Here is a 15295-nt window from a genome sequence, read left to right on the forward strand (position 1 = left end):
TTAAGCAGTACGAAAACGTGCTAACTCTTCACCAGTTTTCGCATCATGGGCGTGGACTGTACACACTAAACAAGAATCAAACGATCGCGCCACATGCCCAACTTCCACCGGATCGCTAGAATCGTAAATGGGTGTCCCAATTAAAGCTTCTTCAATAGGGCCGCGGATTCCTTCACCATCACGAGGGCCGATATTCCAAGTACCTGGGGCAATCACTTGGTAATTCTTAATTTTACCGCCCTCCACTTCTACCCAGTGAGACAAGGAACCCCGTGCTGCTTCCGTTGCACCCCAACCACGTCCATCTTTTTCTTTGGGTTTGATATACCAGGGATCGTTTAATTTGAATTCGCGCAAACAGTGTTCAGCTTGACGATATAACTTGACAAGTTCGTGAACTCGTGCTAATTGACGCACATGAATACTAGCACCACCCATCCGTTTGAAGACATCAAGGATGAAGGGGTCGTAGTGTTGCCAAGATTCGCCATGTTGACCACCAGCTACTAATTGCCGGGCTAGAGGGCCAGCTTCTAAACGTCCGAAGTCTTTGTGAAGGACTGCACTCGCCCAAGAGTAGGCGTTATCGAAGTCTTTGGTATTATTCGCAGTGGGTTTAGTGGTGCGATCGCTAGGGTGAATATTTTCTGTCCCTTCATCGTACCAAGAGTGAGTTGTATTCTCGCGGGTAAATGACTGATCCATCAAGACGTGGGTGTCTGCGAAGCTGTCGTACACTCCACTTTTCATAATCATCGCCGCATTTCGCCCTTCAATAGTCGGCTTTTGGTATTTATCTTCATGGGCTAAATATCCCCAAGTGACATATTTACCCACACCAGCGCCATATCTATCTAAACCGATATCTAAACCCATCCGCCAATAAAAACCTAAGTCGGAATCTCGATGATTGCGGTCTTCATCTAACCAATCTCTAAAGTCATCATAAGTTTGGATTTGTTCGTAGCGTTCTAAAGAACAACCTAACCACACTGGTTCTAACCAATTGGTGCGGAAATATTCGAGAAGTGCCCAAGCGCGGGTAATATCTGTAAGAGTGGGGGCGCACATCACACCACCAGGAACCATGTAGCTAGAATGAGGCCATTGTCCGCCTAATAGTGCATAAATTTCTACGGGTTTCGCAGAAATTGTGATGCCTAATTCATAAGATTTGCCTGTGAAGGCGGCAAAGCGTCTAACAGCTTCTTCATAGTAACGACTATGGCGGTATTTTTTATTGGTTAAGTCAATGGCAAACAAACCATAAAAATAACGAGGGATGCTTTGGATTGTTTCGACAATTTGACCGAGATTTCTGGCCAAAATTGCATTGCGCGGAACTTCTGTTTCCCAGGCTGTATCTAATGCCCAAGATGCACAAGTTAGGTGAGAACCGCCACAAATGCCGCAAATGCGAGGCGTGACAATTAATCCGGCTTGGGGATCTTTACCGCGGAGGATAACTTCAAATCCGCGAAAAAGTTCAGCATGTGTCCAGGCGTTGACTACCCGCCCATTCTCAATATCGACTCGGACATCTAAATCGCCTTCAACTCTACCGACAGGCGAAATGTCTAATGATTGAATTGTCATTTGTTATTTGTCCTTTGTCATTGGTCATTTGTCATTGGTCATTTGTTGTTCAATAAAAGGTTGTTTGAAAAATGGTAACTGAGGTATCCAAAACTTTAGATCCTCCTAAATCCTCCTTAAAAAGGAGGACTTTAAGAAGGTTATTCCCCCCTTTTTTAGGGGGGCTAGGGGGGATCTCGATACAAGCGTAGACTTTTCAAACATCCTCTAATGACTAATGACTAAACTGTAAAAAAGTCTTCTTCTGCCCAAGGTGGTGCTGCATCTTTGGCAACCATTGTGAGTAAGGCGTAGTCTTTTTTGTTCACCCCTGGCGGTAATTCTTTGGGAACTCCCATGACTGTTTGGGTTTTAAATACGGTTCCTGGTTTAAGGTCAAAGAAGGGAAATTCTGGTTCGGTGCAACCTAAACAAGGCATCCCAGCGCGAGTTTTGGATGAGACGCGGTTCCATAAGATGCGGTTGCAGGAAGAATGAGTCATGGGCCCACGACAACCCAAGTCATAAAATAGGCAGCCTTTACGCTGACCAAATTCGGCGGTTGAGGCTTTGTAAGCAAAGTGGACGTTGCGGGTACAACCTGTTTGGGTGTAGGTGTTGAAGAAGGTTTGGGGACGATTTAGTTCATCGAAAGCAATGTCTGCTATGCGTCCAGTAGCGATCGCCACTAATATCTGCGTAATCCAGTCGGGATGGGCGGGACATCCAGGAATATTAATTACAGGTAATCCGGCTTGTGAGAGAAAGTCTTTCCCTAAAAAGCCGCCTTCTTGACGTTTGAGAAATTGTAAACCTTCCGATTCGCTGGGGTTGGGTGACATAGCGGGAATTCCTCCCCAGGTTGCACAGTCTCCCACGGCGACAATAAATTTAGCAACTTTGGTGAGGTCTGCTAACCAATCTTTCATGGCGCGATCGGCAAACCGATTCCATTCACCAGTACCGTTGGGGGCATTAACAACGCTGCCTTCAAATACCAAGATATCTAAAGGAATTGTGCCAGAAATACAATTTCGTAGCAGTGTTTGCAAATCGTTGCCTAGTTCCAGCCCCAAGGAAGGATGCCAAAGTATATTGATACCAAAGTCGGCAATTAAATCGCAGACTGTCGGTTCTTCGGCATTGAGAAATGACATGGTGTTGCCTGAACAAGCACCACCTTGTAGCCATAGTACATTAGTCATCGGCTAGGTATTTTTGTATTGTTTCCCATGCATGATGTAGGTGATAATGCTTGTAAAGTCTCACCTGCTTATCAATATTTGTTTTTCAATACTAAGATATTTTTTTCTTTAATTCTCTTTCATTAAAAAAGAATTAATCATTAACAATAGCTTAGATTTAATTAAGATTATTTTAAAGGGATCTGTCTGTTATATATGTAACATCTTTAGCAAATACAAAAATGTGTTTTGATTTTAACTTCTCGCATTCAATAACATAAATATGCTTAGTTTATTGCGGTTAAATCTCTGACTTTATTAATAACAATTATTGCCAAGTATCAATCTGTACGAAAGGATGAATATTTTAAGCCAATACAGTTCAGATAAGCCAAAACCCTCATGTAGAGACGCGATAAATCGCGTCTTCAAATACCAATTGTCTACACCAATAACCCTTAACCCAAGCGTATTGTATTTTAAGCCGTCAGATTTTAGTGCAATAGCTAAATCAAATTCAACAAAATATCAAGGTGCAAGACTTTGCACCCCATCGTCCATCAGTTTTTTTAAGATTTTGGTTGTGCAGCTTGCCTAACAACTTGTTCGTCCAAGCCTAAGCCTTGAGCTATCTGCTCAATACTTAAACCCAACGCTAATAAGCGAGGTATCGTTTCTAACTTACCTTCCTGCCTACCTTCTAGTTTCCCCTTTTGCTCACCTTCTGCAAAAACATCTTGGTAAAATCTAGTTTGCTTTAACTCATTTGCTCCAAACATTTTTCCGATCTCCTCCTGGGTCAATCGCGGCAACTTGTAGATTAATATCGTCTCTATCAATTGTATAATTTCCCTAATAGTAGCGACATCTAGAATTTGCTCTCTAGCACTGTTGACTATTTCGATCGCTCTTGTTGTCGCCGTTGATTCGGGTTCGATGATGAGTTTAACTGTCTCTATGCGGATTGATGATGTCTCAATTGAGCTTAATTCGTCAAGATAGACGCGAGTCACTCGTTGTGAGTTGAGTAATTGAGTGCAATAAATATTATGTATGTCAACAATTCAATAAAAAATATTTAAATTGTATAACACGATGATACAAAAAGTATTTAAAAAAAATTAGGTGTTTAAAGCTGACATTAATATTAGCAATTTCCCCCTAGAATTTTAGAAATAGGGTGTTTTATAGTAAAAAAATTGATTGGGCATTGGGCATAGGATCAACTCTTTCCCTAGTCTTTAATCATTAGCCCTAGTCTCAGACAAAAAGGGGAATTCCGCCTAAAGGACTCGAAGCCTGCGTAAATCAGTATGGCCCGTGATGAAATGCGATCGCGTGTTTCGATTATTCATGGGTGTTGGACTCAATTCCCAATTGGCTAGAGTACGGCAGAGTTATGACCCCCAGCATTACAGATTCGGCGGTGAAAGCTGCGGTAGCAGCTGTTGCATCGGAGTCGGCTTCAGCAGAAGAAAAAATCCAAATGCTGATTGAGATCGCACAGGGTTTTCAGAAAAAGCCCAAAACAGCCCAAGACTTGCGGAATGCAGTTGGCTTATATTACCGGGCTTATGAAATGTGTGGCGAGGAGTATCCCCTACTGAAAGCCAGGGCGCAAGTGGGGATGTCAGGGACATTACAAGCAATACCGGATGCTGATTACCAACTGCTGACGCAAGCGAAAGCAGGTTATGAAGAAGCACTGCCAATTTTACAGGAATTAGCTTCACCGGAGGAAGTAGCAGAGACGCAGATGAATTTTGGGCTGGTGTTGCAGTCGCTTGTGCCCTTCAATTTGGCACGGATAACTGACAGTATCCAGGCTTATCATGAGGCTTTGCGGGTGTTCACTTGGGAAGATTACCCCCAAGAATACGCGATTTTGTATAACAATATTGCGATCGCTTACCTTTCTATGCCCCTAGCATCAGAACGGGAATACTTGCGTCAAGGGTTAGCTGTGCAATCATTTGAGGTCGCACTCAAGCATATTAATCTAATCGATCATCCTAGAGAATATGCGATGTTGCAAAACAACTTGGGTAACGCTTTGCAATATTTAGTGAGTTCCCATCCTGTGGAAAATAATTTACGTGCGATCGCAGCTTATGATGAAGCGCTAAAAGTGCGTAATTTCCAAGATACACCTCTAGAATACGCTAACACAATTTCAAACAAAGCCAACGCCTTATTCAACTTACCCGATGACTCAGAAAAACCAGAAGCGGGTAATCCTAATAATCTCTCAAAAGCTCGTGTTTACTATCAACAAGCCTTAGAGATATTTACCCAAAATCAACAAACTGAACAAGCAGAGATAGTAGCCCAAGCCTTACAAGATATTGAAGTAGAAATCGGACATTGAGCATTGATTATTCTCCCTCATCATAAGGAAAACACAACAGCATGAGAGATATTTTAACAAATCATTCTGTGAGAAATTTTCTCACAAGTCTAGCAGATGGTGACTTAAACATAATAACAGGATTAGTCTGGATACTTGTAGCAACAGCCTTATCTATGCTTGGCGGTGCCATTGGTGGAATGCTGTTAGCTGGAAAAGATATCGGCTATCAGCTTTCAGCAATGCTTGGTGCTTTGTTTGCCCCTGCTGGTGTAATTCCTGCAATCCTATTAGGGTTTGCCATACTTAATTTATTGACACATTATTAGGAGGAAACATGTTAGAACTTGGATGGTTTTCTGCTAAGTTATTTTTCAAAGGGAAATTACTACGCGACCCTATACATTTTGTCCAAAAAACTGCCATCGCAACCGCTATCGGTTCGTTACTACTAGTGTTATTTGCACAAGCAGATATTCCCTTTTGCCTACCAATAACATTATCTAGCTTATTGACAGGCTTGATTATGCCATTTCTCCTCAAAGATTTTAAAACGAAGTAATTTGTCATTGGTAATTTAGGAATAACCAATGCCCCTTATGAGTGCTGAGTGCTGAGTAGGGAATCTCACTTGTTTACTCAGGACTGGGAATGGGCTAAACGCCCTGCTAACGCTAACGGGACTCTGAACTGTTTTGCCCAATGATTAATGACTAATGACTAATGACAAACCTTGAAGAATTAATTCGGGAAATTAACCGCTTTGAGGCAATTATATCCGAATGGGATGAAAGCCAAAGGTGTGTAGCAGTCGGACTAAAAAGGGCAATTGAAGCTTTGCACAAAGCAGCATTGACTAATTTAATTAAAAGCCTCAAGCAAGAATCAATGTCAGCTTTACGTCATGCTGTTACTGATGAAGTAGTGTACGCAGTACTGCTTTATCACGAACTAGTAAAACCACCAAAACCACCATTAGCACAACGAATCCAAACAGCCATTGAAGAAGTTCGTCCAGGCTTAAAAAGCCATAATGGAGATGTAGAACTAGTAGCAATTAAACCTCCAGATACAGTAGAAGTCAGATTAATCGGAACTTGTAGCAGTTGTCCAGCTTCCACTTTAACTTTATCTGAGGGAGTAGAACAGGCAATCAAAAATCATTGTCCCGAAATTACCAAAGTAGTTGCGGTCAATAATAACCCTACAATTAACAATGCAAGTTTTGGTTTAATTAGTCCATTTTCATCAAGAATAACTTCTACTTGGATCAAAGTTGCAACTATTGATCAAATTCCTGAATTTAGTATATTGGCAGTACAACTTTCTGGTAATTCCCTGATTTTACACCGTCAAGGCATTACAGTAAAATGTTACCGAAATGCTTGTCCTCATCTAGGATCTTCCCTAGATAAAGGTAAAGTTGAAAATGGTATTATCAGCTGTCCTTCTCACGGATTTCAGTACAAGTTAGAGACAGGTGAATGCTTAACAGCACCGGATGTTTCACTTCAAGCATATCCAGTAAAAATTAAAGACGATAAGGTTTTTGTAAAACTGCAACAATCATGATGCAAACCGAAGTAGGTTGATGAGAAATTTATAACTATGTCATTGCGTACTCCTTCGGAGAACTCGTAGGGTACGTAACGAAGTGGAGTGAAGCAATAACAAAATTTTCACCGCTTTTACTTTTCGTTATATAGCTAGGTTTATTTGTGCCTATCTATTTAACATACAACAGTTCTCTTTTGCATGAATTACAAAGACTAAGGGTTTTGAGGTAGGAGGCAGGTTCGGATAAGCAGGGGAGGAAAGAGAATTACTATTGCAATTTCTCTTTTCCTGCTTGCTTCAACAGATAACTTTGTTAACCTAACCAAGGAGGCAGGAGGTAAAAACTGTTCATATCTGATTTTAATTCCTGCATTGTGTACCTCAATTACTTGCAAATTGCTGTATCAGCAAATATACTTGGCAATTAAAAAATCACAGCTACTTTGCTTTTTAATATCAGTATTTTGCACATTTAATTTAGTCTTTAGCGTAAGCAAAAGGTCTAAATGCTTTGTCAATAGACCAGATTTTTTTCTGATTTGTGTAATTAAGTTGTTCATTTTAGGGTTTTGAGAAAGCAAAATCAACTTTGACTTACTCAAAATGCCCTTTGACTTACTCATTTTAGTATTTTCCGCAAGTCAAATAAGCTTTGACTTACTCAAAATGCTCTTTAACTTACTCATTTTAGTGTTTTCCGCAAGTCAAATAAGCTTTGACTTACTCATTTTGGTGTTCTCCGCAAGTCAAACTAACTTTGACTTACTCAAAATGCCTTTTGACTTTCTTTTTTCAGTACATCGCGCACTCCTGCCAAAAATTGCAGTGTAGTAAAAGCTACTGGCGGGAAACTATAATTTTTTTTAGATTGATTAATACAGAAATTTATTAAAATTTTTCACTTAATTTAAAAAAACATAATGCAAAACCGTTACTGTTGTTACATGCTAATCAACATTAATGTTTTTAAATAATTATTAGCGTCTATCTGCGGTTCATGGATATCCCAATCATAATTAATCCCATATCACAATTACCGCTAGAAGCAACAGAAATTTCTCAATATTTACCTCTATCACCTCAAGGTGCAGAGGTCATTTTAGGTAACATTATTGAACCACAACAATTAGTGATACCTGTAGCACCCAACCCCACAACAATGTTTGGGCCTCGTGGTGCTTGTTTGTTATCAAAAACTGGCCCTTTATGGGTATCAGATACAGGACATCATCGATTATTAGGATGGAAAAAATTACCCACACGAGATAGTCAACCTGCTGATTGGGTAATTGGACAACCTGATTTTTATCATGAAGGACAAAATGCTAAAAGTACACCGGGAAGTGCAACCTTAAGTGTACCAACAGGGATTTGTGCTTGTGGTGAAGGGTTAGCTGTTGCAGATGCTTGGAATCATCGAGTGTTAATTTGGAAAAATTTACCAGAAGATAACAATGTTCCAGCAGATTTGGTGTTAGGACAAGCTAATTTTATCGATAATGAACCAAATCGGGGAAGTCAACAAGCATCTGCCAGTACCATGCACTGGCCCTATGGTGTTTTCTATCATCAAGGACGGCTATTTATTGCCGATACTGGCAATCGCAGGGTATTAATTTGGCATCAACTACCAACAGAAAATGGTCAGCCTGCTGATGTAGTTTTGGGACAACCAGATATGATATCTCGCAATGAAAACGGCGGTGCTTCTGCAACCGCAGCGAGTATGCGTTGGTGTCACGATATTACCCTTTGGGGAGACAATTTAGTTGTCAGCGACGCAGGTAATCATCGAGTGATGATTTGGCAGGGAATACCAACAGAAAATAATACCCCTTGTGCAGTAGTTTTAGGACAAAAAAGCTTTGATTTTGTGGAAATGAATCAAGGAGTTTATTTGCCAAGCGCTAGTAGTTTGAGTATGCCTTATGGTGTTGGGGTGGCTGGAGATTGGTTAGTAGTTGCAGATACAGCTAATTCTCGGTTGTTAGGATGGAGAAAGCCAGAATCAATTTTATCACTGCAAGGTGCAGTGGCAGATAGGTTAGCAGGACAAATAAATTTTCACAATAAAGGTGAAAATCGTAATTTCGGACTACCTAAACGAGATAGCTTAAATTGGTGTTACGGGATAAAAATTTGTGGTAATACAGCAGTGATAGCTGATTCTGGAAATAACCGAATTTTGCTGTGGCACTTTAACTATGCCGACTGAAGAAATTAGAGTTCGCGGTACTGTTCAAGGAGTAGGATTTCGCCCTACAGTATATCGTCTGGCTAAAGCCTGTGGTTTGCGTGGAGATGTTTGTAATGATGGACAAGGTGTATTAATTCGGGTATCTGGTAGTGAAGAAGCAATAACAGAATTTGTTGCCAGATTGCAAATAGAACTTCCACCGTTGGCAAGAATTAATCAACTAACAAGAACTATTTATGAAGGTGAATTTAAATTTGATAATTTCGTGATTTCTACTAGCATCAGTAATGCCATTCACACAGAAATTACCCCTGATGCCGCCACTTGTCCACAGTGTCAGAAAGAAATATTCGACCCCTTTAGCCGCTTTTATCGCTACCCCTTTACTAATTGCACTCATTGCGGCCCCCGACTGAGTATTATTCGTGCCATTCCTTATGACAGATGCAATACCAGTATGTCTGCGTTTGCCGTATGTTCAGAATGTGGGCAGGAATACCATGATGTCGAAAATCGCCGTTTTCACGCCCAACCTGTCGCTTGTCATGTTTGCGGCCCCACAGCTTGGTTAGAACGCGCTGATGGTAAATCGGTTACTGCTTCCATGTTTTCGATGTTGGATGATGTTGATGCTGTTTGTAGCTTGTTGCAAAAAGGTGAGATTGTGGCAATAAAGGGGTTAGGTGGTATTCATCTAGCTTGTGATGCAACACAGGAAACCGTTGTACAAAAACTGCGTCAGCGTAAAAAGCGCTATCATAAACCCTTTGCTTTAATGGCGCGGGATATTGAAATAATTGAACAATATTGTATTGTCAACGCCAAAGAAAAAGAATTATTAACCAGTTCTGCTACACCAATTGTTTTATTACAAGCTTCAGATAAAAAACAATTAGCATCGTCAGTTGCATTAGGGCAAAGTAGCCTCGGTTTCATCCTTCCTTATACGCCCCTGCATCATTTAATTCTGCGGCGGATGAATCGCCCAATTGTTTTAACAAGTGGGAATCTTGCAGATGAACCACAATGTATTGATAATGACGAGGCAAGAAAAAAATTAGGAACAATTGCTGATTATTTTCTCTTTCACAATCGAGAGATTATTAATCGGGTAGATGATTCTGTTGTGCGTGTTCTTGGTGATAAAGTTCAAACAATTCGCCGTGCCAGAGGATATGCACCAGAATCAATTAGTTTACCACCAGGATTTCACAAAGTACCGCAAATTTTAGCAATGGGTAGCGAGTTAAAAAATACCTTTTGCCTATTGCGTGAAGGAAAAGCAATTCTCTCTCAACATCTGGGAGATTTAGAAAATGCTGCGGCTTTCAATACTTACCACGAAACTTTAAATTTATACTTAAATTTATTTGAGCATAAACCAGAAATAATTGCCATTGATAAACATCCTGAATATCTCTCAAGCAAACTTGGGAAAGAAATTGCGGACACAAATCAAATCAAGGTTTATCCAGTTCAACATCATCATGCCCATATCGCCGCCTGCATGGCAGAAAATGAGATTCCTTTAGATTCGCCTCCAGTATTAGGTATTGCTTTAGATGGTTTAGGTTACGGCAATGATGGTAAACTTTGGGGTGGAGAATTTCTTTTAGCAGATTATCGGAAATTTAAACGCCTAGCAACATTTAAACCAGTAGCAATGATTGGTGGTGAACAAGCTATTTATCAGCCTTGGCGTAATACTTATGCCCAATTATTAGCTGCTAACCTTTGGGATGATTGCGAACAAAAATATACTGATTTAGAAATATTTAATTTTTTGAAAAACAAGCCACTTAAGCTACTCAATCAACTTATAGAGAAAGGAATTAACTCTCCTCCAGCTTCATCAGTGGGGCGATTGTTTGATGCAGTGGCATCGGCTATCAGTATTTATAGAGAAGAATGTAGCTATGAAGGACAAGCTGCGATCACAATGGAAGCTATAGTAGATGTTAGTAGCTTAAATAATGATAAAGAAACCCTAATCTATCCTTTTAAATTTAGCTTTTCAGATAGTATTTATTGTATAGACCCCCGCTCAATGTGGCAAGCCTTGCTTAATGACTTACAGCAGCAGATTCCCCAACCAGTTATAGCTGCTAAATTCCACAAAGGTTTAGCTAATGCAATAGTGGAAATGGTTAAGCATCTTAGTCAAGAGAATCTGATTAATCAGGTAGCTTTAACAGGAGGAGTATTTCAAAATTGTATATTGTTAGACCAAGTTAGCAAACGATTACAAACATTAGGAATAAAAGTACTTACTCACAGCTTAGTTCCCGCTAATGATGGCGGGTTATCTTTAGGACAAGCAGTGATTGCAGCCGCACAATTAATACATGAGTGTTGATATTCGACAATCTTTTTCTCACCAATAATTCTCTCTGTGTTCTCCGCACCTCTGTGGTTAGTTCATCTTCAAAATAACAAAATGTGTTTAGGAATCCCCGGACAAATTGTAGAAATTACCAACGCTAACCATAAATTAGCCATAGTTGACATTGGTGGTGTTAAACGCCAAGTAAATATTGCTTGTATTGTAGATGAACAACATCCCCCCGAAGCTTGTATTGGTGATTGGGTGCTAGTACATGTTGGCTTTGCGATGAATCGAATTAACGAACAAGAAGCAGCAGAAACATTACAACTCTTTCAAGAATTAGCAGCAGCGCAAGCAGGGATTAGTACTTAAATAATATTTTTTGTCTCACGCAGAAGCGCAGGGAAAGATTCTAAAACTCATTTCTTTCTTTCTTTCTTTCTTTCTTCGCGCCCTTTGCGTCCTTCGCGGTTCGTTAAAAAAAACTTTCTACCACACAAGCGAAATTAACAGATACATAAAACTCACTACTCCTCACTCCCCATGAAATATGTTGACGAATTCCGCGAACCAGAAAAAGCTGAAGCCATCCGCCGCGAAATCGCTAAATTATCCCACCAGCTAGAAAAACCCATCAAAATCATGGAAGTATGCGGCGGACATACCCATTCCATATTTAAATACGGCATCGAAGAAATATTACCCCAAACCATCGAACTAATTCATGGGCCTGGTTGTCCAGTATGCGTGATGCCAAAAGGGAGATTAGATGATGCGATCGCAATATCTCAAAATCATAACGTCATTTTTGCCACCTTTGGCGACGCCATGCGAGTTCCCGGTTCCAACACCACATTACTGCAAGCCAGGGCACAAGGCGCAGACATCCGTATGGTGTACTCTCCCCTAGATAGCTTACAAATTGCCAGAGATAACCCCGACAAAGAAGTAGTCTTCTTCGCATTAGGCTTTGAAACCACAGCCCCCAGCACCGCCTTTACCATCCTGCAAGCCGCAGCCGAAAAAATTCCTAACTTTAGTATGTTTTCCAATCACGTCCTCGTGATTCCCGCCCTCAAAGCACTATTAGATAATCCCGACTTGCAACTAGATGGATTTGTTGGCCCTGGTCATGTCAGTATGGTAATTGGCACCGACCCTTACGAATTTATTTCCCAACAATATAATAAGCCAATAGTCGTCTCAGGATTTGAACCCTTAGATATTCTCCAATCAATTTGGATGTTGTTGCAACAGCTAACAGAAAATCGTTGTGAAGTTGAAAATCAATATAACCGAATTGTAGAAAAAACTGGAAACACAGTAGCCCTCCAAGCCATAAATAAAGTTTTCGCCGTGCGAGATAGTTTTGATTGGCGCGGCTTAGGTGACATTCCTTATTCAGGATTAAAAATTCAACCTGAATATGCCCAATTTGATGCCGAACTTAAATTTACCATTCCTAACCTCAAAGTAGCCGACCATAAAGCTTGTAAATGTGGAGAAATTCTCAAAGGAGTCTTAAAACCTTGGGAGTGTAAAGTATTTGGTACAGCTTGCACACCAGAAACACCAATCGGTACTTGCATGGTATCTTCCGAAGGTGCTTGTGCAGCTTATTACAAATATGGCCGACTCTCCACCATTGCCAAAAGAACAATCGCCCAAAAACCAAAAATAACTCAAGAACCCCTCCCCGCTTGCGGCTTCTCCTCAGACTAATACTCAGCGTACCTCCGCGCTTCCCTCTGCGTTCCTTTGCGTTTAAAAAAAGTTTAATATGAATTTCCCCCCCACAAACCCAATAAAAAATCCCCTATTCCAAAAAATAGAAAAAGTCCGCCGTCGCAAAAGTAAAGTGCAAGACACTCATATAACTCTCGCACATGGCAGCGGTGGTAAAGCCATGCGCGATTTAATAGATGATATCTTTGTCAGCAATTTTGATAACCCAATTCTCTCACAACTAGAAGACCAAGCCAGCTTCAACCTAACCCCTCTCCTCCAACAAGGAGACAGACTCGCATTTACTACAGATTCTTATGTAGTAGACCCGCTATTTTTCCCCGGTAGTGATATAGGAGAATTAGCCGTAAACGGTACTGTTAATGATTTAGCTGTTAGCGGTGCTAAACCTTTATACCTAACTTGTAGCGTAATTTTAGAAGAAGGATTACCTGTTGAAACCTTACGCCGTGTAGCAAACAGTATGAAAGCAGCCGCAGAAAAAGCTGGTGTTCAAATTGTCACTGGTGACACAAAAGTTGTACATCGAGGTGCTGCTGATAAACTCTTTATTAATACTGCGGGTATTGGCATCATACCACGAGGAATTAATATTTCCACCAACAATATTAAACCTGAAGATGCAGTCATAATTAATGGTGAAATAGGCAATCATGGGACAGCAATTTTAATTGCTCGTGGCGAGTTAGCCTTAGAAACTAATATTGAAAGTGACTGTCAACCATTACATAGTTTAGTAGAAACTATTCTCCATGTATGTCCACAAGTTCATGCTATGCGAGATGCCACACGCGGAGGTTTAGCCACAGTACTAAATGAATTTGCCCTCAGTTCCGATGTGGGAATTCGCCTCTTTGAAGAATCTATTCCAGTACGGGAAGAAGTTAACGGAGTTTGTGAAATTCTCGGTTTAGACCCATTGTATTTAGCTAATGAAGGTAAATTAGTTGTAGTAGCTGCAAAAGAGAATGCTAACAATATTTTATCTGCAATGAAATCCCACCCAGCAGGCAAAGATGCTTGTATTATTGGCGAAGTTATTACCTCACCCCCAGGTATCGTATTATTAAAAACAGCTTTTGGTCCTGAAAGAATTGTTGATATGCTGGTAGGCGACCAATTACCACGAATTTGTTAATTTTTAATAGATTTTATAGTATGCACGAACTTGGAATTACTCAAAATATTGTGGCAATTGTGACTGAGAATGCCAAAAGTGCAAAAGTGCAGCGAGTTTTATTAGAAATCGGCAAACTTTCAGCCATTATGCCCGATGCTATCCAATTTTGTTTTGATATTTGTACTCAAGGTACAGTTTTAGAAGGGGCAAAATTAGAGATTGTAGAAATCCCCGGTTTAGCAAAGTGTCGCCAATGTGGTGCAGAAATTTCTGTAGATAAACCATTTGGTATCTGTAACTGTGGTAGCGTGCAATTAGATTTAATTACTGGCGAAGAACTGAAAATCAAAGAAATAGAAATCGAGGAATTATGTGTGTAACCTGTGGTTGTTCTGATGATGGCGAGATAAAAATTACAAATTTAGAAACAGATGAGGCTGAACATCATCATACTCACACTTTACCAGATGGAACTGTCATCACTCATTCCCATAGTCACGACACTCATATAGAAGCACCTCAAATTCATGCCAAAATACACAACACAACAATATCTTTAGAACAGGATATATTAGCAAAAAATAACCTACTAGCTGCCCAAAATCGGGGATGGTTTAAAGGTCGAAATATTCTCGCCTTAAATTTAATGAGTTCTCCCGGTGCTGGCAAAACAACTCTTTTGACGCGAACCATCAACGATTTAAAGCAGCAATTATCTATTAGTGTCATTGAAGGCGACCAAGAAACTGCTAACGATGCCAAAAAAATTAAAGAAACAGGTTCTAAAGTCATCCAAATCAACACTGGAACAGGCTGTCATTTAGATGCCTCAATGATAGACAGGGGTTTACAACAACTGAATCCACCACTGAATTCAGTTGTGATGATTGAAAATGTGGGAAATTTAGTTTGTCCAGCCTTATTCGATTTGGGAGAACAGGCAAAAGTCGTGATTCTCTCAGTCACAGAGGGAGAAGATAAACCGATAAAATATCCGCATATCTTCCGTGCTAGTGATGTAATGATTCTCACGAAAATTGATTTGCTACCTTATGTAAATTTTGATGTTAAAAAGTGCATAGAATATGCTGTGCAGGTGAATCCCCAAATTAAGATTTTTCAGGTTTCTGCAACTACTGGCGTAGGTTTAGATAATTGGTATAAATGGGTCACTAAAAATTAAGACAAGAAACGCGATCGCCTAGCCGCCAAGACAAAAGACTGATTATTGTAGAAACGGCGA

Annotated in this window: 14 protein-coding genes; 11 read left to right on the top strand and 3 right to left on the bottom strand. The window is 40.2% G+C overall.

What is annotated here, in order from left to right; translation table 11 throughout:
• The 3 genes from FD723_RS04415 to FD723_RS04425 all read right to left on the bottom strand — a co-directional run bounded on the left by FD723_RS04415 (nt 1) and on the right by FD723_RS04425 (nt 3772).
• Nucleotides 1-1596, bottom strand: coding sequence for a nickel-dependent hydrogenase large subunit (locus tag FD723_RS04415; RefSeq protein ID WP_179064247.1), 1596 nt, complete (start codon nt 1594-1596; stop codon nt 1-3).
• 221 nt (nt 1597-1817) lie between these two features.
• A complete protein-coding gene (locus tag FD723_RS04420; protein WP_179064248.1) occupies nt 1818-2780 on the bottom strand; it encodes a hydrogenase small subunit in 963 nt (320 codons plus the stop codon).
• A 548-nt stretch (nt 2781-3328) separates the two neighbouring features.
• Nucleotides 3329-3772, bottom strand: coding sequence for an Rpn family recombination-promoting nuclease/putative transposase (locus FD723_RS04425; protein WP_256875058.1), 444 nt, complete (start codon nt 3770-3772; stop codon nt 3329-3331).
• Between the two features lie 386 nt (nt 3773-4158).
• Between FD723_RS04425 and FD723_RS04430 the strand changes: the two genes are divergently transcribed.
• The 11 genes from FD723_RS04430 (at nt 4159) to hypB (ending at nt 15235) form a co-directional block, all read left to right on the top strand.
• Nucleotides 4159-5127, top strand: a complete 969-nt coding sequence (locus FD723_RS04430) for a hypothetical protein (protein WP_179069026.1) — start codon at nt 4159-4161, stop codon at nt 5125-5127.
• 41 nt (nt 5128-5168) lie between these two features.
• Nucleotides 5169-5435, top strand: coding sequence for a hypothetical protein (locus FD723_RS04435; RefSeq protein ID WP_179064249.1), 267 nt, complete (start codon nt 5169-5171; stop codon nt 5433-5435).
• An 8-nt stretch (nt 5436-5443) separates the two neighbouring features.
• Nucleotides 5444-5668, top strand: a complete 225-nt coding sequence (locus FD723_RS04440; protein WP_179064250.1) for a hypothetical protein — start codon at nt 5444-5446, stop codon at nt 5666-5668.
• A gap of 161 nt (nt 5669-5829) precedes the next feature.
• Nucleotides 5830-6678, top strand: coding sequence for a NifU family protein (locus tag FD723_RS04445; RefSeq protein WP_179064251.1), 849 nt, complete (start codon nt 5830-5832; stop codon nt 6676-6678).
• A 982-nt stretch (nt 6679-7660) separates the two neighbouring features.
• Nucleotides 7661-8878 (top strand): hypothetical protein, encoded by a 1218-nt coding sequence (locus tag FD723_RS04450; protein ID WP_179064252.1) that lies wholly within the window; start codon nt 7661-7663, stop codon nt 8876-8878.
• Nucleotides 8868-11216 carry a carbamoyltransferase HypF gene (hypF, locus tag FD723_RS04455; RefSeq protein WP_179064253.1) on the top strand — a complete coding sequence of 783 codons (2349 nt, stop codon included), beginning with the start codon at nt 8868-8870 and terminating at the stop codon, nt 11214-11216. Before FD723_RS04450 ends, hypF begins: the two co-directional genes overlap by 11 nt.
• Before the next feature lie 81 nt (nt 11217-11297).
• Nucleotides 11298-11558, top strand: a complete 261-nt coding sequence (locus tag FD723_RS04460; RefSeq protein WP_179064254.1) for a HypC/HybG/HupF family hydrogenase formation chaperone — start codon at nt 11298-11300, stop codon at nt 11556-11558.
• Nucleotides 11559-11729: 171 nt separating this feature from the next.
• Nucleotides 11730-12908 carry a hydrogenase formation protein HypD gene (gene hypD, locus FD723_RS04465; RefSeq protein ID WP_179064255.1) on the top strand — a complete coding sequence of 393 codons (1179 nt, stop codon included), beginning with the start codon at nt 11730-11732 and terminating at the stop codon, nt 12906-12908.
• Nucleotides 12909-12966: 58 nt separating this feature from the next.
• On the top strand, nt 12967-14070 hold the full coding sequence (gene hypE / locus FD723_RS04470; RefSeq protein ID WP_179064256.1) for a hydrogenase expression/formation protein HypE: 1104 nt from the start codon (nt 12967-12969) through the stop codon (nt 14068-14070).
• A 20-nt stretch (nt 14071-14090) separates the two neighbouring features.
• Nucleotides 14091-14432, top strand: a complete 342-nt coding sequence (hypA, locus tag FD723_RS04475) for a hydrogenase maturation nickel metallochaperone HypA (protein WP_179064257.1) — start codon at nt 14091-14093, stop codon at nt 14430-14432.
• Nucleotides 14423-15235 carry a hydrogenase nickel incorporation protein HypB gene (hypB, locus tag FD723_RS04480; RefSeq protein ID WP_179064258.1) on the top strand — a complete coding sequence of 271 codons (813 nt, stop codon included), beginning with the start codon at nt 14423-14425 and terminating at the stop codon, nt 15233-15235. Before hypA ends, hypB begins: the two co-directional genes overlap by 10 nt.
• The last annotated feature ends 60 nt before the right edge of the window (nt 15236-15295 follow it).

Origin of the sequence: Nostoc sp. C052 (assembly GCF_013393905.1) — a bacterium.
Lineage (GTDB): Bacteria > Cyanobacteriota > Cyanobacteriia > Cyanobacteriales > Nostocaceae > Nostoc.